The organism is Mycobacterium sp. NGS15 (assembly GCF_059813245.1).
The window spans coordinates 269430-293886 of record NZ_JCALEF010000001.1 but is presented as its reverse complement, the minus strand read 5'-3'; the positions used below and the strand labels follow the sequence as shown (position 1 = coordinate 293886).

Genomic DNA, 24457 nt, shown 5'->3' with positions numbered 1-24457 from the left:
TCCAGCTCCGTGCGCTCACACGTGTCGCCCAGGTCCATGGACAACAAACGCCTGCTGGCATCGGCTTTCACTGTTGCTGTACCTCCCCCGTCATGGCCTCAAGCACTCGCTGAAACCGCTCGACGATCTTCTGCACCCGGTTCACGCCGAATACGGTGGTGTCGAATTCGACACGCAGGACAAGTTCGTTGCCGGGCATGGCTTGCAGGGTCAACGGGTAGTGGTTGTACTCGCGGCCACGGACTTCGGTGATGGCCAGCCCATCGGCCATGGATGACGCCACCGTCTCCACCGGATAGTTCTGGTAGACGAACAGGGTGTCGAACAATTGATCATGACCGACGGCGTGGTGGATCTCGCTGAGAGCCAGGTGCTGGTGGTCGAGGGTATCGCTGTGACGGCGCTGCAAGTCGCCCAGCAGGTCGGCGATGGTGGTGTCCGGCGTGATGGTTGCCCGTACCGGCACGGTGTTGATCAGCAGGCCGACCATCGACTCCGCGCCTGCCACCTCCGCGGATCGTCCCGAGACCGCGACACCGAACGCGACATCGTGCCGGCCCGTCAGCCACATCAGCACCTGCGCCCAGGCGGCCTGCAGCACGGTGTTGGCCGTCGTATGTTCTGAGCGGGCCAGTTCGTTGACGGCCCTGGTTATCTCGGCGGGCAGCCGGTACGTCTCGGTAGCCCGTCCGCCTGACGTTGTCCGGCCCTTGGCGGCGACCAAGGCCGGGATATCGAACCCCGCGAGCACGTCACGCCAGGCTTCACGTGCACCTTCGACATCTCGATCGGACAGCCATGTCACGAATCTGCGGTACGACCCGGCTACGGGGAGAGGCTGTCCGTAGTAGCTGGCGAATATCTCCTGCAGCAGGATCGGTAGTGACCAACCGTCCAGCACGATGTGGTGATAGGTCATGACGAACCGGTGCGTGTTATCGGATGTTCGGATCAGCGCCGCACGGAAGGCCCGCTGACGAACCAAGTCGCAGACCAACGCCCGCTCGGCGGCGCATAGCTCTCGCAGCTTGTCGTCGATATCGTTTTGCTCCGTGAGCATTTCGCGGTACTGCCAGGGCACGGCGGGGTTGGCCGGGATGATCTGGACCGGTTCGTCGAATCGTTTGTCAAACCGGGCCGCCAGATTGGGGTGGCGGTTGATCACCGTATGTACCGCCTCCCGCAACCGGTGAGCGTCAAGCGGACCGGTCACGGTGACATCGAGTTGCATGGCGTAGACGTCATCGTTGTTGCCGCGAATTGCGTTGGCCTGGAATAGCAGTCCACGTTGCAGGGGCGTCAGGGGCAGTACGTCGGCGATCGGGTCATCCCGATCGAGCTCATCGATCTCTTGCTGAGTGAGCCGGGCGGGGGCGATGTCGGACGGTGTCAGACCACCGCCACCCCTGCGCACATGCGCGCAGATACCGCTCAGTGCCTCGAACCAGAGCTGGCCGAGTCGGCCGACCTGCGTGTCGTCGAGCGCCGTGGGGGCCCATGTCCAGCTGGCGTAGAGACTTGGACCGAACTCTGTTTCGGCGGTACTCGCGTTGAGTTCCACGGTGTGTCCGAGGGGCATCGGTATCGCGGCAGCTGCAGCCGATACCGCCGCTCCGTCGCGGCTGACCTGCCACAGTTCGGCGAGGGCCTCCGGCTGCGCGGCGCCGGCCGCCCCCAGTCGGCCTAGGTAGTTGAATCCGATGGTCGGATCCGGTCCGGACAGTTCGATATCGGAGTTGAGGTAGCGCGCCAGTCCGTAGGTCAGACCCTCCGGTAGAGCGCGCAGTTGTTCCTTGGCATCTTTGATCACGAGGCCAAGTGCCGGATCTCCGGCCACCACCTGATCCCAGCGCAGTCCACCCCCGGATCGTCCGGCATGCCCCGCGACTCTCAACGCCACGGGGTACTTGGTGGTGAACCAGCCGACGGTGCGGGACAGATCGATGTTGGGAGCAATCTCCCCTAAGTCCTCGACACGGCCATGCCCCTCAACGTCGATGCCTACCGGCAAGGTGACGCCCAGGAATTGGGTCAACGCCAACGCGTAGGCGATCAGCAGGATGTCTTGAACCCCGGCATGGAACGCCGCCGGAACCTCACCGAGCAGCGCCCGGGTCGTCTCGACGTCGAGTGACACCGTGAGATGGCCGGCGGTGGCGTACGTGTCCAGCTCGGGCCGGACCGCGGGCAGTGCCGATGGCGTTGCCAACACTCGGCGCCAGGCATCGGCCTGCTCCACGCTGGCCGTGTGAGCGTGTTCGCCGAGCAGTGCTGCCCATCGGGAGAATGAGGTTCCGGTCGTCGGCAATGTCACGGGCTGACCCTGGCGATGCTGAGCCCACGCAATGTTGAGGTCTTCGAGCAGGATTCGCCAGGACACCGCGTCGACGGCCAAATGATGAACCGTCAATACCAGCTGACTCGTAGACGTCACCCACAACGCGCTGACCATCTCCCCCGCGCCCGGGTTCAACCGCGACCGGGCGGTCGTCAGCGCCTCATCAGACAACGTGTCCACCGAGTTCAGATGCGGCGACACCGAACCCTTTTCGGGTACGAGAAGCGACCAGTCCTGCGCATCGTCCACCCCGACGCGCAACCGCAGCATGGCGTGCCGGTCGATCAGGGCGCCCAAGACGACCGCCACATCGGATTCGGTGACACCCGGCGGGGCTTGGATTACTACCGTCTGGTTGAACTGATCGGTCGGTCCGCAGGATATTTCGACCTCGCGCAGCCAACGCATGATCGGGGTCGCGGCCACTGGGCCGACGCCCTCATCAATCGGGCCTGTGTCATCGCCGGCCACCCCGACGACGCGAGCCAGCCTGGCCACGGTCTGCTCGACGAAGATGTCGCGGGGCCGACACGTCACACCACATGCCCGGGCCCGGGCCACCACCTGCATGGACAGAATGCTGTCTCCGCCGAGGTCAAAGAAGGAGTCGTCGACGCCAACCCGATCGAGCCCGAGGACTTGGGCGTAGATGCCGGCCAGTGTCTCCTCGATCGCGTCAGCGGGAGCGCGGTATCGCTCGCCGACCGAATACTCCGGAAGCGGTAACGCGCGGATGTCAAGCTTGCCATTCACCGTCAATGGCAGCGCATCCAGGACGGCGATCGCGCTCGGAACCATGTATCCGGGAAGCCTGTCTGCCAATGCATTTCGCAGCACTGCCGAGTCCACCGCTCCCGTCGAAGATTCGGTGACGTAACCGACCAGGCGCCTGATGCCCGGTTGATCCTCGCGGGCGATCACCACCGCCTGCGCCACATCGTCCAGCGCGGCCAACGCGGCCTGCACCTCGCCGAGCTCGATGCGATATCCCCGGATCTTGACTTGGTCATCGGCACGCCCGAAGTACTGCAGCTGTCCATCGGCACGCCAGGCCACCAGATCGCCGGTGCGATACATCCGCGCACCGGACTCACCGAACGGACACGCCACAAAGCGCGATGACGTCAAACCAGACCGGCCCAGGTACCCACAGGCCACACCCTCGCCGGCCACGTACAGCTCGCCCATCACACCGACCGGCACCGGGCGCATCCACTCATCGAGTACGAACAGTGCCGCGGTCGGCACGGGCGCGCCGATGGGTGCCGCACCCGATCCAGCCTGCAACGGCGCACTCATCGACGCGTACACCGTGATTTCGGTGGGTCCGTAGGCGTTGATCACCGTGCGTCCAGGTGCCCAGCGATCCACCACCTCACCCGGGCAGGCCTCGCCGCCGAGAAGAAGCGCCACCGACTCCAGTCCCTGTGGTGGCAATGCCCCAGCAGCAGAAGGGGTCTGAGTGAGCACGCTGACCCGCTCACCGACCAGCAGAGCATGGAAATCATCGGGTGAGCTCGCAATCGCCTCGGGCACCACCACCAGGCGTGCGCCGCCGAGCAGCGCCGCCCAGATCTCCCATACCGAGAAGTCGAACGCGTAGGAATGGCACTGCGTCCATACCTGCTTCGCCGGCAGGTGTTCCGGTGTCGACCGCGCCAAGTGAGTCAGATTGCGGTGCGTGACGGCCACGCCCTTGGGTACGCCGGTGGTCCCCGATGTGTAGATGAGGTAGGCGATGTCCTCGGGGTCAGGTGCCGGGGGCGCAACACCCGGCCGGCCGCCCAGTGCAGCGTCGTGAATATCGACGACGGGCATCCGATAACCGACCAGCCGATCGGCCAGGCTGCTAGTAGTAACCGCAACGATCGGCGCCGCATCGGACAGCATGAACTCAGTCCGGGCGGCGGGAATCGCCGGGTCGATCGCGAGATACGCTGCCCCGGTTTTCAGCACCGCCAGCATGGCGACGATCGCATCGGCAGATCGTTCCAGCAGTAAGGCTACGCATTCCCCAGGGCCCGCGCCGTGCCCGATAATACTGTGCGCCAACTTGTTTGCGGCATCGTCGAGTTCACGATAGGTCAACGAACGCTCACCGCAGACGATCGCCACCGCGCCGGGCGTGCACACCACCTGTTCGCCGAACAACGCGGGGACCGATATCGGAGCGCTTGCCCTCCGGTACAACATCGCTCGATTACCCATGGCATCGAGGCGGGCGTGTTCATCGGCATCGACCACGTCGATCGACGATAAGTGCCGGCCCACGTCGGCGGTCATCGCCACCAACACCTGCTCAAACCTGTGGATCAGCGTTTCGATGCTCGCCCGGTCGAATACGTCGGTGCGGAACTCCACCGTGCCGCCAATCCCGGCGGGATCACCAGCCGGCGTGCGACGTTCGGCCATCGAGAAGCTCAGGTCCATACGCGCGGTCTGGGTGTCCGCCGCCATCTGGTCGATCTCCAAGTCACCAAGGGCCAGTCCGGGACGCGAGGCGTTGCTGCCTTGTCCGGGGACGTTCTGCCAACCCAGTGCCACCTGGACCAGCGGGTGGTGGGTCAGGGATCGGGAGGGATTGAGCCGCTCGACAAGTACTTCGAAAGGCACGTCCTGGTTTTCGTACGCGGCCAGACTCCGGCCCCGCACCTGGGCAAGCAACTCCGCCACTGTCGGATCACCGGCCAGGTCCATCCGCAGGACCAAGGTGTTGACAAAGAACCCGATCAGCTCATCGAGGGCGGGGTCGCGGCGCCCCGCGATCGGGAACCCAACAGCGACATCCGTACTCCCGCTGAGCTTGCCCAGCAGTACGCCGAGAGCGGCCTGCAGCACCATGAAGCTGGTTGCGTTGTGTTCCCTGGCCACCCGCGCAATCTGCTGTTGCAGGGCGGCCGGCCAGTCCAGAGTCACGGTGTCGCCGCGCTGGTCGGCGGACGACGGGTAAGGCCGGTCGGTGGGCAGCTCGATACGTTCGGGCATCCCCGACAGCGCATCCTGCCAATAGGCCAGCTGAGTCGCGATGCGACTGTCGCCATCGTCGAGATCACCGAATTCAGCACGCTGCCATAGCGTGTAATCGACGTACTGCACCGCCAGAGGCACCCAACCGGGAGCCTGTCCCGCGGATCGGCTGGCATAGGCCACCCCCAGATCGGCCACCAGCGGGGTGATCGACCAGGCGTCGGCCGCGATGTGGTGTACCACCGCCGCCAGCACGTGTTCATCACCGGTTATCCGGAAAAGTCTTGCCCGCAAGGGTATTTCAGTGGCCAAATCGAATGTGTGCCGCGCCGCCTCCCCGATGGCCTCTTTCAGCTGCGCGTCCGTCCAACCGGCGGCATCGACGACGTCCCAGCCGAACTGAGCACGCTCGGACGGCACGACCAGCTGTCGCGGCACTCCCTCGGCCGACCGGAATAGAGTGCGCAGGCTTTCATGACGGGCCACCACATCGGTCAGCGCCGCACCCAGGGCCTCAACGTCCAGATACCCGCTGATGCGAAGAGCCGTCGCCATGTTGTAGACCGGCGAAGGCCCTTGCAATTGGTCCAGGAACCACAGCCGCGCTTGGGCAAACGAGAGCGGAATCTCCGCGGGCCGCTCACCGGCCACCAATGAGCCGAGTGTGTTCGACTCCCCGCCAATCCGAGGTGCCAGTTGAGCCACTGTCGGCGCTTCGAAGACAGTGCGCACCGATATCGCGGCATCCAGGCCGGCGTTCACCGCGGCGATCAGACGCATCGCCGACAGCGAATCCCCGCCCAGATCGAAGAACGAGTCGTCGACACCGACGCGCTCCACACCCAGTACCCGCGCATAGATTCCGGCCAGGATCTCCTCGGTAAGGGTGCCCGGGGAGCGGTAACGATCGATGTCCTGATACTCCGGTGCCGGCAAGGCACGGGCGTCGAGCTTGCCGTTGACGGTCATCGGCAACGTCGCCAGTGCCATCACGGCGGCCGGAACCATATAGGCCGGCAGCTGCTCTGCCAGCTGCGTGCGCAACTTGGCCGGGTTCGTTGTCCCGGTTACATAGCCCACCAGACGTTTCTCACCGGGGCGATCCTCACGAGCGATCACCGCCGCCTGCTCAACCCCATCCAGCCCCGCCAATACCGCCTGGATTTCCCCGAGCTCGATGCGGTACCCGCGGATCTTGACCTGCTCATCGGCGCGGCCGAGGTAGTCCAGCTGTCCGTCTGCCCGCCACCGCACCAGATCACCGGTGCGATACATCCGCTGTGCCGGCGCTCCCGCGCTGACAAACGGGCAGGCCACAAACCGCGAGGCCGTCAAACCGGTTCGGCCCATGTATCCGACACCCACACCACGGCCGGCGATGTACAACTCGCCAACCACACCGGGCGGCACTGGACGCATCGACCCGTCCAACACGAACATCGCCGCACCCGGGATCGGTGCACCGATCGGAATGTGCGGGCCCGCGGACTCGGCTTTCAGGGGCACGCTCCGGGAGGCACAGATGGTGGTCTCGGTCGGCCCGTACGCATTGACCATCAACCGTCCGGGCGCCCAGCGATCTACCACCTCGGCCGAACAGGGCTCACCGGCCACCAACAGGGACACCGATTCCAAAGACTCCGGCGCCAGCATCGCGACCGCCGAAGGGGTCTGGCTCAACGCGCTGACCTGCTCGGCCACCAGCAAGGCAGTGAGGTCCTCAGGTGAGCGCGCCACCGACTCCGGCACCACCACCAGCCGTCCCCCATGCAGCAGCGCACCCCAGATCTCTTCGACCGACGCGTCGAAGGCATAGGAATGCCACTGCGTCCAGACCTGTCCCGCCAGGAAGGTGTCCGGTGTTCCCAACAGCTGGGTCACGTTGTGGTGAGTGATCGCGACACCCTTGGGAACACCGGTGGTACCCGACGTGTAGATGACGTAGGCGATGTCGTCCGGATCCGGCACCGGCAGTGCGGTCTCCACAGCAGGAATGGCGGTATCCGTGATACCGCCGACATCGATAACCGATAGGTCATACCCGGCCAGGCGGCCGACCAGGCCCGCAGTGGCAATCGCGGTGTGCGGCGCGGCATCGGCAAGCATGAATTCGATTCGCGCGTCAGGTAATGCAGCGTCGATCGGCAGATATGCGGCCCCGGCTTTGAGTACCGCCAGCATCGCCACGATTGCCTCCGGGGAGCGCTCTGCCAGCAGCGCCACACACTCACCCGGGCGCACGCCATGCGCGAGGAGATTGTGTGCCAACCGATTTGCGGCATCCTCGAGTTCCCGGTACGTCATATCGCGTCCGTCGAAACTGATCGCGACAGCCTCAGCCATACGCGCGGCCTGTCCGGCGAACAATGACGGAACCGTCATGGAGGTCAGGGCGGGCGCGGTTAACACCGTCCGGTTACCCCAGCTGTCGACGCGGGCGTGCTCAACCTCATCGAGCAGATCAATGCGCGAAAGCCGCTGGGAGGTATCGGCAGTCATCGCCGCCACCACCCGCCGCCACCGTTCGAGCAGCGTTTCGATGCTGTGTGCATCGAACACATCGGTGCGGAATTCCACCGCACCGCCGATGCCCGCGGGCTCTCCGGCGCGGGTCCAGCGCTCACCGAGCGAGAACGTCAGGTCCATCCGGGCGGTCTGGGTGTCCACCGGTAACGGTGTGACCCGCAGATCACCGAGGCGCAGCCCGTCGGCGGGACCGGTTTCCTGCCATGGCAGGTTCTGCCAGGCCAACGCCACCTGTACGAGCGGGTGGTGAGTCAGATTCCGGGTCGGGTTGAGCCGCTCCACCAGCACCTCGAAAGGAACGTCCTGATGCTCGTATGCGGCCAGACTGCGCCGTCGAACTTGGGCTAATACATCCGCCACGGTGGGATCACCGGCCAAATCGACACGGAGAACCAGATTGTTGACGAAGAAGCCCACCAGCTCGTCGAGCGCCGGGTCACGGCGCCCGGCAATCGGGAAGCCAACGGCCACATCGGAAGTTCCGCTGAGCCTGGAAAGCAGTACTGCCAGAGCGGCCTGCATCACCATGAAGCTTGTCGCGCCGTGTTCGCTCGCTGCCGCGCGCACCCGCTGCTGCAATTCGGCCGGCCACTGGACCTCCACGGTGGAGCCACGCTGATCGGCAACAGGAGGGTAGGGCCGATCGGTGGGCAGCGCCACACGCTCGGGCAGGCCGGCAAGTGCGTCTTCCCAGTAGGCCAGTTGCGCGGCGATGGGGCTGCCACTGTCATCGAGATCGCCCAATTGTGCGCGCTGCCATAGCGTGTAATCGACATACTGCACCGCCAGCGGCTCCCAGTCGGGAGCGTGGCCGTCGCACCGGCCGGCGTACGCCTGACTCAGATCACGCACCAGCGGGGTGAGGGACCACCCGTCGGCAGCAATGTGATGCACCACGGCCACCAACACATGTTCATCCTCGTCGACACGGAAAAGTGCGGCCCGCAAAGGGATTTCGGACGCCAAATCGAAATTGTAGCGAGCCGCCGCGGCGACGGCCTCATCCAAACGGCTCGGCGGCCATGTCGTGGCATCAATGACATCCCAACCGAAGTCGGCACCATCCCCGGATACCACCACCTGCCGAGGCGCTCCACCGGGCGCCTCGAAGCGGGTGCGAAGACTTTCGTGGCGGCCGATCAGGTCACCCAGCGCCGCACCCAATGCAGCGGCATCGAGGCGTCCGTGGAGCCGCAGCCCCACGGGCATGTTGTAAACCGGCGAGGGGCCCTGTAATTGATCGACAAACCATAACCGGTTCTGGGCAAACGATAATGGAATCATTGCCGGTCGCTCGCCCGCCACCAGCGGTTCCAGCCGACCCGTGCCCTCACCGAGACGTGGCGCCAACTGGGTGACGGTGGGCGCCTCGAACACCGTGCGCGCGGAAAGTTCGGTATTCAGAGTGGCGTTGATCGTTGCGACCAGACGCATCGTCGAGACGGAGTCCCCGCCGAGATCGAAGAATGAATCGTCGACGCCGACACGTTCCACATCCAGCACACGCGCGAAGATTCCGGCCAGGATCTCTTCGACCGCACCTGCCGGTGCGCGGTAGTGATCGGCATCGCGGTAGTCCGGCGCCGGCAGCGCCCGGGTGTCTAGCTTGCCGTTGACCGTCATGGGCAGTGCCGCAAGGGCAATCACCGAGGCGGGCACCATGTAGCCCGGCAGCCGTTCGCCCAGCGCGGCACGAGCGGTGATCGGATCGGCCGTCCCGGTGATGTAGCCAACCAGGCGCTTGTCTCCCGGACGGTCCTCGCGAGCGATCACCGCGGCGTGATCAACACCCTCCAGCGCGGTCAGCGCCGATTGGATTTCGCCGAGCTCGATGCGATACCCGCGAATCTTGACCTGCTCATCGGCGCGGCCGAGGTAGTCCAGCTGTCCGTCTGCCCGCCACCGCACCAGATCACCGGTGCGGTACATGCGCGTTCCGGGCTCACCGAATGGGCACGCCATGAACCGCGAGGCGGTCAAGCCCGAGCGACGCCAGTACCCCATGCCGACTCCCGCGCCGGCAAGGTACAACTCGCCGACCACGCCCGCGGGAGCCGGACGCAGCCACTCGTCCAGCACGAAGAACGCCGCCCAGGCCGTCGGCGAGCCGATCGGCGGTGGCCCCGCTCCTGGTGCCAGCGGAGCGCTGGCACACAACCACATGGTGGTCTCGGTGGGGCCGTAGACGTTGACCATGACCCGGCCCGGCGCCCAGCGATCCACCAATGCCGGCGGGCAGGGCTCCGCGCCTATGACCAACGACGTCGCCTCCAGACCGTCGACCGTCAGCATCGATACGGCCGACGGAGTTTGTGTCAGCACCGTCACCTGTTCGCGCACCAGCAGCTCGTGGAAGTCCTGCGGCGAGCGAGCGACCAGCTCGGGCACTACCACCAGCCGCCCGCCGTGTAGTAGCGCACCCCAGATCTCCCACACCGAGAAGTCGAACGCATACGAGTGGAATTGCGTCCACACCTGCCCCGGTTCCAGCGGCATACCGATCTGTAGCGAGTCGAACAGCTGCGTCACGTTGCGCTGAGTGACCGCGACGCCCTTGGGTACTCCGGTTGTCCCTGAGGTGTAAATGATGTGGGCCATGTCGTCCGGAGCGGGCAATGGCACTGCCGTACTCGGCTGGGCGGCGACGGCTGTGTCCTCGACATCGAAGACCATCAGGTCGTGCCCCGCGAACCGGTCAAGGAACGTAGCAGTGGTCATGGCGGCGATCGGCGCGGCGTCGGAGAGCATGAATTCGACGCGTGCCGACGGCAGCGCCGGATCGATCGGCAGGTAGGCCGCGCCGGTCTTGAGCACCGCCAAGATCGCCACAACTGCCTCGGCTGAACGCGGGAACATCAATGCGACTCGCTCGCCCGCACCTACGCCACGACCCATGAGCAAGTGCGCCAACCGGTTTGATGCCTCATCGAGCTCTCGATACGCCAACGATTGGTGCCCGCAGATCAGTGCCACCGCTTCCGGCGCCTCCGCCACCTGCACGGCGAACAGTTCCGGAATCGACGCCGGCGCCGGGAGCCGTTTCAGCGCGGCCCGATTGCCCCACCGCCGCAGCCGGGCGCGCTCGGTTCCGCCGAGCATCTCCACTGCCAACAGCGACCGGCCCGGATCGGTGGTCATCGCCTCCAACACCGCCTCAATCCGGTGCGCGAGGGCTTCGATGTCTGCAGCTTCGAATACCGCCGTGTCGTATTCGATACGCAGCCGTAGTTCCTCACCGGGTATGGCTTGCATCGTCAGCGGATAATCGGTCGATTCGTGGCTGGTGATCTCGGTGATGGTGATCCCGTCCACACCTGATAAAGCGCTGCTGTCCACCGGGTAGTTCTCGAACACGAATAGGGTGTCGAACAGTCGATCGTGGTCGGCGATGCGGTGGATCTCGCTAAGCGAGAGGTGCTGATGCTCAAGGGTCTTGGTGTGAGAGCTTTTCAATTGTTCGAGCAGATCGATGGTGGTCGTCTGCGCGGTGATGCTCGCACGCACCGGCACGGTGTTGATCAACAGGCCCACCATCGATTCCGCGCCCACCAGCTCAGCCGGCCGCCCGGAAACCACCGTGCCGAAGGCGACGTCATGGTGACCGGTCAACGAGGTGAGTAGTAGCGCCCAGGCGCCCTGCAACACGGTGTTGACGGTGGTATGCCGCGATCGCGCCAGCTCGCCAAGTGCCCGCGTGGTGTGTTCGGACACGCGGTGCGCCCGCACACCCCGATGCCCCCGAACAGATTTCGGTGGCGAGTCAACCAGTGTAGGCGTGTCAAAACCCGCGAGCACCTCACCCCAGGCCGCATGGGCGGCCGCCTGATCCCGATCGGACAGCCAGCCGATGAAGCTCCGGTACGGAGCGGCCGGGGGTAATCGCTGCCCGCGATAGCTGGCGAAGATCTCGTGCAGCAGGATGGGTAGCGACCAGCCGTCGAGGACGATGTGGTGATTGGTGAGCACAAATCGGTGCCGGTCTTGCCCCGTACGAATCAAGGCCACCCGGAAAGCCGGTGGGTCGGACAGATCACACACGGCAGCGCGTTCAGCGGCACACACCCGCTGTATCAGCCCTTCGGTTTCGGCACCGACGAATTCGACACGGGTATCGATACCCAGATCGACATATCGCCACCCCGCGGCGGGATCGGCGGGGATGATCTGCACCGGTTGGTCGAACTGCTCGCAGAACCGGGCAGCCAGGTGTGGGTGGCGGCCCGCCACCGTTTGCACCGCATCGTGCAGACGATGCTGATCCAGCGGGCCATCGACCGTGATGTCGAGCTGCACTACATACAGATCGTCGGGTCCACCGCCAGTGCGGCTGTGAAAGATAAGACCTTGCTGTAATGCGCTCAGTGGCAGCACGTCTGCGATCCGGTACTGCTGTTCCAACTCGTCAATTTGCCGCTGGCCCAGCAGAGCAGGCGCGATGTCCGACGGGGTCAGTCCACCCCCACCCCGTCGCACGTGCGCGCAGATGCCGACCAGAGCGTCGAACCACAGTTGGCTCAGACGGGTGATCTGGGCGTGGTCGAACACCGATGGCGCCCATGTCCAGTTGGCTTGCAGCTGTGGTCCGGTATCGGTGTCAAGGGTGCCAGCGTTGAGCGCCACGGAGTGGGTCAACGGCATCGGAATCGCCGCGGCGGCAACGGTCGACGACATGCTTTCCATGGAGATCCGCCACAGATCATCGGATAGTTCGGTTCCGGCAGCGCCCAGCCGACCCAGATAGTTGAATGCGATCGTCGGGTCGGCCGCGTCCAGGTGAACGTCGGCGTTCAGATAACGCAGTAGACCGTAGGTCAGCGGCTCCGGCAAGGACCGAAGCTCCTCCTTGGCGCCCTTGATGGCCGTGCCCAACGCGGCATCACCGGCCGCCACATGGGTCCAGGACAGTCCACCGAATGTCAACGCCACCGGGTATTTGGCGGTGAACCAGCCGACCGTGCGCGACAGGTCCACTTCGGCGGCTAAGTCCTCGTGCCGTCCGTGCCCCTCGACGTCGATGCCGATCGGCGATGACCCGGCACTTGAGAATTCCGCTACCGCCAGACCGAACGCGATCAGCAGGATATCTTGCAGCCCCGCATGAAAGGCGGCGGGAACTTCGCCGAGAAGCATGCGGGTGGTCTCGGCGTCGAGCGATAACGACAGTTGTCCAGCGCTCCCATGAGTGTCTATCTCAGGACACGCCGCCGGTAGGACCGCGGGGGCAGCCGTTATCTCTCGCCACGCCTGCATCTGCCGCTCAACATCTGGACGTCGAGCATGCATGTCCAACAATTCGGCCCACCGCCGGAATGACGTCCCAGCGGTCGGCAGTGCCACGGGTCGCCCGGCACGATGTTGCGCCCACGCAATATTGATGTCTTCCAAGAGGATTCGCCATGAGACCGCGTCGACCGACATGTGATGCACGACCAGAACCAGCTGGGCCGTAGTGGTTGCCCACAGCGCGTTCAGCATCACCCCAGCAGCCGGGTTCAACTGCGACCGCGCCGCCACCAACGCCTCATCGGACAACACATCCACCACGCGCAGGCGCTCTCGCGCGCCGACCACGCCCGGCTCGAGCGTGGTCAACGACCATCCGCCGACGCCGTCGTCTTCAACACGCAGTCGCAGCGTGGCATGGCGATCCAGCAATGCCTGCAACACCGCCGCGACGTCGGCCTCGGTCACACCTGCGGGAGCCTGCAGCAGCGCAGTCTGGTTGAACTCGTCCGTCGGTCCGTCAATATCCCTCAACCACTGCATAATTGGAGTGGGCTGCACCGGCCCCACCCCCTCATCGAACGGGCCCAGCGAGTCTGCGGCCACGTCGACTACCCGCGCTAGCCGGGCCACACTCTGCTCGACGAAGACATCGCGCGGACGGCACACCAGCCCGGCGACCCGGGCCCGCGCCACCACCTGCATCGACAGAATGCTGTCGCCACCAAGGTCGAAGAACGAATCGTCGACGCCAACCCGCTCCAGTCCGAGAACCTGGGCGTAAATGTCAGCGAGGACCTCTTCCACCGCGTCGGCCGGAGCGCGGTACCGGCCGCGGTCAAGGTAGTCGGGAGCGGGGAGCGCCCGGGAGTCGAGTTTTCCGTTGACCGTCAGCGGCACGGCGTCCACGACCACGATCGCCGCCGGCACCATATAGACGGGCAAGCGGTCGGCCATCGCGGTACGCAGCTCGCCGGAATCGGCGGTCCCGGTGACGTAGCCGACCACACGCTTGTCCCCCGGGCGATCCTCGCGCACGATCACCACGGCCTGCTCGACTCCGTCGAGGCTCGCCAAAACGGCCTGCACTTCACCCAATTCGATGCGATGGCCACGGATCTTGACCTGCTCATCAGAGCGGCCCAGATAGTGCAGCTGGCCATCCGCCCCCCAGGACACCAGGTCCCCGGTGCGATACATCCGCTGTGCCGGCGATCCCGCGCCGACAAATGGACACGCCACAAACCGCGCGGCGGTCAAACCGGTCCGGCCCACATAGCCATAACCCAATCCCGCACCGGCCACATACAGTTCGCCGATCACACCGGCCGGGACCGGACGCAACCACTCGTCGAGCACAAAGAGCGCAGCTCCGGGCACGGGCGAGCCGATGGGCACACCGTGGCCCGCCTGTAGTGGCGCACTGATCGCCACACACATCGTGGTCTCGGTGGGACCGTAGGCGTTGACCATCACCCGCCCGGGCGCCCATTGGTCGACTACATCCGGTGGGCAGGCCTCACCAACTACCACCAACGCGGCCGAATCCAGACCTTGACGTGGTAGCACTCGCACCGCAGAAGGTGTTTGTGTGATCACACCGACGTGTTCGCGAACAAGCAATGCATGGAAGTCTTCGGGTGAGTTCGTCACCTCCTCGGAAACCACAACCACCCGCCCGCCCCGCAGCAGGGCACCGAAGATCTCCCACACCGAGACGTCGAAGGCCAGTGAGTGGGTCTGCGACCACACCCCGGGGTGGGGCAAGCCGGCATCGAGCGCCTCGAGCAACTGCGTCACGTTGTGGTGGCTGAGGGCAACGCCTTTGGGAACACCCGTGGTGCCCGAGGTGTAGATCAGATAGGCGATATCGTCCGCGTGCGCCGCCGGCATTGCCCGGCGGGGATGCCCCTCCATGGAGTCGGCACCGATATTGTCGATGTCAATGATCGCCAAGCCATTCCGATCTAGCCGGCCCGCCAGCTCAGCGGTGGTGACCGCGGCGACCGGACCGGCATCGGCCAGCATGAACTCCAACCGCGCGTCGGGCACCGACGGATCGATCGGCACATACGCCGCGCCGGTCTTGAGGACTGCCAGGATCGCCACGATCGCCTCGGCCGACCGGTTGAGCAACAGGGCGACACACTGCCCCGAGCCCGCTCCCTGCGTGATCAGTACGTGCGCCAAGCGGTTCGCGGCATCGTCGAGTTCGCGGTAGGTCAACGAATTCTCGCCGTGAGTCACTGCGAGAGCATCGGGAGCGCGCGTGGCGTGACGGGCGAACAGCACGGGAATCGGCACCGACCGCGGCGTCGGCCGCATCAGCGTCTCATGATTGCCGAGCGCCGCCAGACGGGAGTGCTCAGCGTCATCGAGTGTGTCGACTGACGACAGCCGCACCGTCGGGTCGGCCGTCATGGCCATCAGAACGCGCTCAAGGCGAGTGACCAATGTCTTGATCGAGTCGGCATCAAACACGTCGGTGCGGAATTCCACCGTCCCGCCGATTCCGGCCGGGTCGCCAGACTGCGTCCGGCGTTCGGCCAGCGAGAAGTTCACATCCATTCGTGCCGTGTGTGTTTCCACCGGCATCTGAGTGACGCGCAGATCGCCCAACACCGCATCGGCCGCTGAATTATTGATGTCGTGTCCGGCGAGGTTCTGCCATGCCAATGCCACCTGAATCAGCGGGTGATGGGACAGCGATCGGGTCGGGTTCAGTCGCTCGACAAGTACCTCGAAGGGCACGTCTTGGTGTTCGTAGGCAGCCAGGCTGCGCGCACGCACCTGGGCCAGAACCTCGGAAACGGTGGGGTCGCCGGCCAGGTCGACCCGCAACACCAACGTGTTGACGAAGAAGCCCACCAGCTCATCGAGGGCTGGATCGCGACGCCCGGCGATCGGAAAACCCACTGCCACATCGGAGCTGGAACTGAGTTTGGACAGCAGCGTCAGCAGCGCCGCCTGCACCACCATGAAGCTGGTCGCGTTGTGTTCGCGAGCCAGCCGAGCAACCTGCTGCTGCAACTCGACGGGCCAGTCCACTGTGATCGTCGCCCCGTGATGGTCGGCCATCAGCGGGTACGGCCGGTCCGTGGGCAGTGCGATACGTTCGGGTGTCCCAGCCAACACGCCTTGCCAGTAGGCCAGCTGCCCCGAGATGCGACTATCGCAGTCCTCTAGGGCACCGAATTGCGCCCGCTGCCACAAGGTGTAATCGGCATACTGCACGGATAGGTCGGCCCAGCCTGGAGCACGCCCATCACACCGGTCGGCGTAGGCAAGCCCCAGATCCGCCACCAGCGGGGCGATCGACCAACCGTCGGCGGCGATGTGATGTACCACCACCGCGAGCACATGCTTGTCTTCGGAGACACGGAAAAGCCTGGTGTTCAAGGGGATCTCGCTGGTCAGATCGAAAGTATGCTGCGATACCGCGTCCAGCGCCCGCTGTAGCTGGAGCGCGGTCCAGTCGGCGGCGTCGATGACCTGCCAGCCAAAATCGGCGTCTACCGGATCGAGTACCACTTGCCGGGGGATGCCGCCGGGCGCGACGAACAGGGTGCGCAGGGTCTCGTGACGGCCCACCACATCGCCCAGCGCGGCGCCCAGCGCGTCGACATCCAGGTGCCCGTCCATTCGAAACGCGGCCGTCATGTTGTAAACCGCTGACGGACCCTGCAATTGGTCCAGGAACCACAGGCGTGACTGGGCGAATGAGAGCGGTATCACGGTGGGCCGCTTGCCTGCGACCAATGGCGCCGGCCGTGACTCTTCCCCACCAATACGGCCGGCCAGTTGAGCCACCGTGGGTGCGTCGAACAAGGCACGTACGGCAATACCTGCGTTGAGCGATGTGTTTATCGCGGCAATCAGACGCATCGCGGACAGTGAATCTCCGCCGAGGTCGAAGAACGAGTCATCTGCCCCAACCCGCTCGTGTCCGAGAACTCGGGCGTAGATATCGGTCAGGATTTCCTCGACCGGGCCGGCCGGTGCTCGATAGTGTGCATCGTCGACGTACTCCGGCGCGGGAAGCGCGCTTCTGTCGAGCTTGCCGTTGACCGTCAGCGGCACGGCATCGATCGCCACTATTGCGGCCGGCACCATGTAGCTCGGCAGCCGCTCGGCCAGCAGCGTACGGATCTGGCCCGGGTCACTACCGCCGGTGATGTAGCCGACCAAGCGCTTATCGCCGGGTGCGTCCTCGCGGACGATCACCGCAGCCTGGGCTATCCCGTCGAGTGCGGCCAGCGTGGCCTGGACTTCACCGAGTTCGATGCGGTACCCGCGGATCTTGACCTGCTCATCGGCGCGGCCCAGGTACTGCAGCTGCCCGTCCGCACCCCATCTCACCAAGTCCCCGGTGCGGTACATCCGCGCACCGGTCTCACCGAACGGGCAGGCCACGAACCGCGACGACGTCAAACCCGGCCGGCCCCAATAGCCAAGACCCACACCATGACCGGCTACATATAACTCACCGACCACCCCGGCGGTCACCGGGTGCATCCACGCATCCAGCACAAACAACGCCACTCCCGGCACCGGTGCACCGATCGGCACCACAGAGCCCGTGGTGAGCGGCGCGCTGATCGACGCGTACACCGTGGCCTCGGTGGGGCCGTACGCGTTGATCATCACGCGCCCGGGCGCCCAGCGGTCCACCAGCTCGGGCGGACAGGCCTCGCCTGCCACCACTAGCGTCATCGAGTCCAGGCCCTGCGGCGAGACCATGCCCGCCGCGGAGGGGGTCTGACTCAGCACACTGACGTGCTCGGTGACAAGCAACTGGTGGAAATCGTCGGGCGATGCGGCGACGCGCTCGGACACGACCAGCAGGCGTGCCCCGTGAAGCAACGCGCCGAAGATCTCCCACACCGAGACGTCGAAGCTGTAGGAATGCCACTGCGTCCAGACCTCTCCGGGGCCTGACGGAACGTTGACGCCCAGTGAGCCGAAAAGTCCGGGCACGTTGCGATGCGGAGTGGCCACGCCTTTCGGGACGCCGGTGGTTCCCGAGGTGTAGATGATGTACGCGATGTCATCGGGGCTAGGGCCGGCCAGCTCGGCGCTGGGGCGGGCATCGGCGGCAGTATCCGCGATCTCGCCGATATCGACGACGGCGAGGTCCAGTCCCTCCAGGCGTGACCGTTGTCCTGCCGTGGTGACCGCGATGATCGGTGTGGCATCGGCGACCATGAACTCGATGCGGGAAACCGGCAGTGCCGGGTCGACCGGCATGTAAGCCGCCCCGGTTTTCAGAACAGCCAAGATCGCCACGATGGCCTCCGCCGAACGGGAGAACAGCAACGCCACAACCTCACCCGGGCGCGCGCCTTGTTGTGCCAACACGTGCGCGAACCGGTCGGCCGCCTCATCGAGTTCCCGGTACGTCATCGACCGGCCCTCGAAGGTCACTGCCGTCGCATCGGGCGTGCGTGCCGCCTGCTCCGCAAATAGCGCTGGAATTGATTCCGCGCCCATGGGTTTGGCTAAATCCGACCGATTACTCCATTGGTCAAGATGAGCGTGCGCGGCCCCGTCCAGCAGCTCGATCGATGACAGCGCACGCACCGGATCGGCGATCATCGCCGCCAGCACCGTCTTCAGCCGCTCGAACAACGCCTCCACGGCGACAAGGTCGAAGATATCGGCGTCGTATTCAACACGGAGCCCCAATTCACGGCCCGGCAGTACCTGCACGGCAAGCGGGTAGTGGTTGGATTCACGGAAATCGAATTCGGTGATGGCCAGGCCGTCGACACTCAGTGGCGCGGTGGTGTCGATCGGGTAGTTCTCGAATACCAAAAGGGTGTCGAACAGTTTGTCCTGACCGGTGATGCGGTGAATGTCACTCAGTGCCAGGTGCTGATGCTCAAGGGTGTCGTTGTGCGCACTTTGCAATTGGTGCAACAGGTCTGAGGTAGTGGTGGCCGGCCTGAGGGTCGCCCGTACCGGCACCGTATTGATCAGCAGGCCTACCATCGATTCCGCGCCGAGGACGTCGGCCGGACGTCCCGAGACCGTCGTGCCGAACGTGACATCGTGCTGGCCGGTCAGTGAACTCAGGAGCAACGCCCACGCGCCCTGGAGCACGGTGCTGGCGGTGGTGTGATGCGAGCGCGCGAGGTCACCAAGCGCCAGCGTAGTCTCTTCCGGTAACCGGAAGGTTTCAATACCTCTGTGTCCCAGTTCTTCTCGACTGTTCGGGCAGACCAGGGTGGGAGCATCGAGACCCGACAGTGCGGCACGCCACGCTGCCTGGGCTCCGGCGCGATCCCGCTCGGCCAACCAAGTGACAAAGCTGCGATACGGCGCAGCGGCGGGCAGCCGTTGTCCACCGAGGATGGCGAAGATCTCCTGCATGAGGATCGGCATCGACCAACCGTCCAGCACGATGTGGTGGCTGGTCAGGACGAAACGATGCCGGTCATCACCGATGCGGATGAGCGCGGCGCGGACGGCAGACTGGTTGTCGAGGTCACACACAGCGGTGCGTTCGGCGGCGCAGAACTCCCGGATCTGCTTATCGATGGCATGGTCGGCGCCACCGTCGGTATCCAGTTCGAGATAGTGCCAGGGCACTTCTGGGTCGGCAGGAATGATCTGGAGCGGATGCTCGAATCGTTCACAGAAGCGAGCCGCCAAGTGCGGGTGCCGTCCCACCACTGTGTGGACGGCATCGCGGACGCGGTTCGCGTCGAGTGGTCCACTCATCGCGATACTCAGCTGCATCGCATAGACATCGCCGGAACCCTTGGCGGCGACCGCGTGGAAGAGCAGCCCCTGCTGCAAGGGCGTCAGCGGTAACACATCGGCGATGCGCTGCCCCTGGCTCAACTCATCGATCTGCGGCTGACTGAGCTCGGCCGGCGCCACATCCGACGGGGTCAGTCCGCCTCCGCCCCTTCGCACATGCGCACAGATACCGGCCAGGGCATCGAACCACAGTTGGCTGAGCCTGCCGACTTGCGCGTCATCGAGCACCGAGAGCGCCCACGTCCAGTCTGCATTCAGATGCGGCCCCGTGTCGGTGTCGACGGTAGCGGCGTTGAGCTCCACGCTGTGGCCGAGCGCCGTCGGTACCACCCCGGCGGCACGGGTCGACGAGAGACCCTCGGGGCAGATGCGCCACGCATCACCGGCCACTCCACCGAGGCGTCCCAGATAGTTGAATGCAATTGCAGGGTCGGCTGTTTCCAGGTCAACATCGGCGTTGAGGTAGCGCAGTAACCCGTAGGTCACGCCGATCGGTTGGGTGCGAAGCTGCTCCTTGGCGTCTTTGATCACCGTCCCCAGCGCCACATCGCCGTCCGTCACCTGGGCCCAGCGCAAACCACCCAGCGCCAACGACACCGGGTATTTGGCGGTGAACCAGCCAACGGTGCGCGATAGATCCGTATGGCAATCGGCTTCTCCACCCAGATCCGCCAATTCCTCGTGGCGCCCGTGGCCCTCCACGTCGATGCCGATAGGCGTGCCCACACTGCCCGCGAACTCGGCCACGGCCAATCCGAATGCGATCAACAGGATCTCGTGCACCCCGGCATGAAACGCCGCCGGCACCTCGCCGAGCAGCATCCGGGTGGTCTCGGCGTCCAGCGATACCGACAGCCGCCCTGCGCTCTCGTAGGTATCCGTCGCGGCACGCGCCGCTGACAACACCGCAGGGGTCGACGCCGACTGCCGCCATGCCTGCGCCAGTTCGATGACCTTCGGGTTCTGCGCAGACCGGACCAGCCGCTCGGACCAGCGAGCGAACGACGTGCCCGTCGGCGGCAGCAGCACCGGCTGGCCAAGGCGGTGCTGCCCCCACGCAATATTGATATCTTCCAACATGATTCGCCACGACACACCGTCAACCGCCAGATGGTGGGCGATCAACACCAACTGACTTGCTGACGTCACCCAGAGCGCACTCAACATCGCTCCAGCGGCCGGGTTCAACCGCGACCGCGCAGCCCCCAGGGCCTCATCGGATAACGCATCCACCGCATGCAGACACCCACGCGCATCCACTGCCCCCGCCTCGGGCACCGCCAATGACCACCCGCCCGCACCGTCGTCATCCGCGCGCAGCCGCAGCATGGCGTGGCGATCCAACAACGCCTGCAACACGATGACGACATCACCCTCGGCGATGCCGGTGGGAGCCTGCATCAGCACCGTCTGGTTGAACTCGCCGACCGACCCGTCTGCGCTTTCCAGGCTCTTCAACCACCGCATGATCGGTGTCGCCACCACCGGCCCGAGGCCCTCATCGACGGGCTCCTCCACGCCGCTGGCCGCGGCGACTACCCGGGCCAGTCGCGCCACACTTTGCTGGACAAAGATGTCACGCGGACGACATACGAGACCCGCAGCCCGCGCGCGCGAGGACACCTGCATTGCCAGGATGCTGTCCCCGCCGAGTTCGAAGAATGAGTCGTCGACACCGATGCGGTCCATACCAAGGATCTGGGCATAGATGCCGGCCAGGATTTCCTCGGTGGGGGTGGTCGGCGCCCTGAACTGATCGATGTGTCGGTATTCCGGTGCGGGCAGGGCCTTTTTGTCCAGTTTGCCGTTGACCGTCAACGGCATGGTTTCCATGGTCACGATCGCTGCGGGCACCATGTATGACGGCAACCGCACCGCCATCGCGGCGCGCAGGGCAGCGGGCTCGGCACCGCCAGTGACATAGCCGACCAGGCGCTTGTCTCCCGGACGATCCTCCCGGGCGATCACCGCCGCCTGCTCAACGCCATCGAATGTCATTAACGCCGACTGGATTTCACCCAGTTCGATCCGGTGCCCGCGGATCTTGACCTGCTCATCGGCTCGCCCCAGATACTGCAGCTGTCCACCGAGGCCCCAACACACCAAGTCCCCGGTGCGGTACATCCGCGCACCGCGACCGCCAAATGGACACGCTATGAACCGGGTCGCCGTCAGTGCCCTCCGTCCGACATAGCCGTAGCCCAAACCCGCACCTGCCACGTACAGCTCCCCGACCGCACCGGCGGGTACCGGACGCAACCAGTCATCGAGCACGAAGAACGCCAGATCGGCCAACGGAACCCCGATGGGACTGGCTGCGACGTTCGCGTCAGCGGTGGTGATCTCACGGAACGACGCGTGCACCGTCGTCTCGGTGATCCCATACATGTTGATCAACCGAGGTGCCCCCGGGTGATCCGCCAACCAGCTTCCGAGACGCGGCGGCATCAGGGCTTCCCCGCCGAACACCACTACCTCGAGCCCCAACTGCTGGTGTTCCGGCAGCAGGGTGTCTACCGACTGCAGCGCATAAAACGCCGACGGCGTCTGACTCAACACGCTGACGCCCTCGCGGACGAGCAGGTCGTGGAGCTCTTCGGGTGAGCGCGTCACCGCTTCGGGAACCACCACCAGCCGCCCACCGTGGAGCAGAGCACCGAAAACCTCCCACACCGAGAAGTCGAAGGCCAGCGAATGACTCTGCGTCCACACCTGTCCCGGGGTCAGCTCCAGATCCGCGTCGATTGCCTCCAACAACCTCGTCACATTGTGGTGGGGAACAGCAACGCCTTTCGGCACACCGGTAGTGCCCGAGGTGTAAATCAGATACGCGATATCGTCGGGAGCCGGCACCACCGGTAGCGCACCGCTCGGCCGGCCGTATACCGCACGGTCGTTGACATCGATCACCGTCACTCCGCGTCCACCCAACCGATCCACCAGATCGGTCGTGGTCACTGCGACAGCGGGCCCGGCATCAGCCAGCACGAATTCCAACCGCGCGTCAGGCACCGAGGGATCGATCGGCACGTATGCCGCACCGGTTTTCAGTACCCCCATGATCGCCACGATTGCCTCAACAGACCGCGAGAACAACAACGCCACCCGCTGCCCGGGCCCCACACCATGAGCAACCAACAAGTGCGCCAAACGATTCGCGGCAGCATCCAGCCCGCGATACGTCATCGCGCTGTCGCCTGAACTAACCGCCACGGCGCCTGGATCTCGAGCCACCTGCTCAGCGAATACCGCCGGAATCGACACCGGTTGGGGTACCGGCCGAATCAACGCCCCCCGATTACTCCACACATCCAACGGAGGACAGTCCGCCTCATCACGGACATCGATCGCCGAAAGCGGCCGGTCCGGAGCTGCGGTCATTGCCCATAGCGCCCGTTCGAAGCGATCCGCGAGAGCGCGAGCATCGCAGCCGGAGAACAAAGCGCCCACACCCGACGTGCTCAGGAACAACTCGTCATCGTTCTTGATGAAGACCAGCCCAAACTGATCAACGAGACCGGTGTGGGTCACGGTCCCCGAGCCCGCGGCGCCGGCAAAGTCCGCCAAACGGGTCGTGGGGATGAAGTTGATGGCCGCGCGATGGGACACCTGCGCGCCGCGCTGGAACCCCGTCTTACTCTCAATGGCGCGTAACGGAAAACGCTGATGCTGCAACGCTTCTTGTATCCGCGTATCGACATGCCCACAAAAGTCGGCCACCGTGGTCGTCGGCGCCGTCGTCAACCTCAACGGCACAACACCGGAACTCATCCCTGGCACCAACAGTGCTTCTGGGCGCACCCGCCGGCTCACCGGGAAATCGAGCACGACCTGCGGACCTCCGATCTCACCACGTACCAGCAGGGCGCATGCCGCAGTGATCACGGCGGCCCGACGAATGCCCAGCGCACGCGATAGCTCACGAGCCTTGGCGACGACGGACGGGTCCAACTGGATTGGTGCAGAAGGCTCATACTCAAGGGTTTGACTCGCGGCAGCGGGTGTCGAGCCATGCTGCGCGTCGCTCTCCAGTGGACCACAGTTGGCCCAATAGGCCTCATCATCGACGTAATCATCGGAGGCTTCATAGTCCGATTCGCAGTCGAGGAGACTCTGCAACGGTCCAAAGATGGGCGGAGGTATCGGCGCATCCGTGGCGAGCGCGGAATAGACGGCCGCGATCCGATGACACAGCAGACCCATGCCGATTCCGTCTGTCGCGATGTGGTGACAGCACACGAAGAAGTAGAAGTCATCAACTCGCGCCTGCATCAACGCGAACTTGAACAACGGGCCGCTGAGAGGCATCGGCTTCCGTCGGATCGATGACGCTATCCGATAGGCGTCAGCCATGGGATCCAAAGAGCCCGTTAAGTCATGGCGAGCAAGCTCGACATCCGGATAGTCAACTACCTTCTGGAAAACCTGACCATCTCGTTCAGAAAAGACGGCCCTGAGCGGCTCGGCCTCGCGCACCACGTGCCGCACGGCCCGCTCGAGCAAGCCATGCTCGATGACACCCTCGATACGGCCAAGCATGCCCAGCTGCCATTTGACATCGGCGTGACCAGTTTCTTCGGCCAGCCAGATATCCAGCTGACCCCGCGTGAGCGGAAGCGCCCCATGATCACATTCCAT

The 24457-nt window shown here is 64.9% G+C and carries 1 protein-coding gene; it reads right to left on the bottom strand.

Annotated elements, in window-relative coordinates; translation table 11 throughout:
- Nucleotides 1-67: 67 nt before the first annotated feature.
- A complete protein-coding gene (locus tag AC5Y5C_RS01330; RefSeq protein ID WP_499968314.1) occupies nt 68-24457 on the bottom strand; it encodes a non-ribosomal peptide synthase/polyketide synthase in 24390 nt (8129 codons plus the stop codon).

What these genes read in the sequence shown, in the direction of transcription:
- AC5Y5C_RS01330 (WP_499968314.1), bottom strand. Translation starts at nt 24,457, where the DNA reads ATGGAATGTGATCATGGGGCGCTTCCGCTCACGCGGGGTCAGCTGGAT.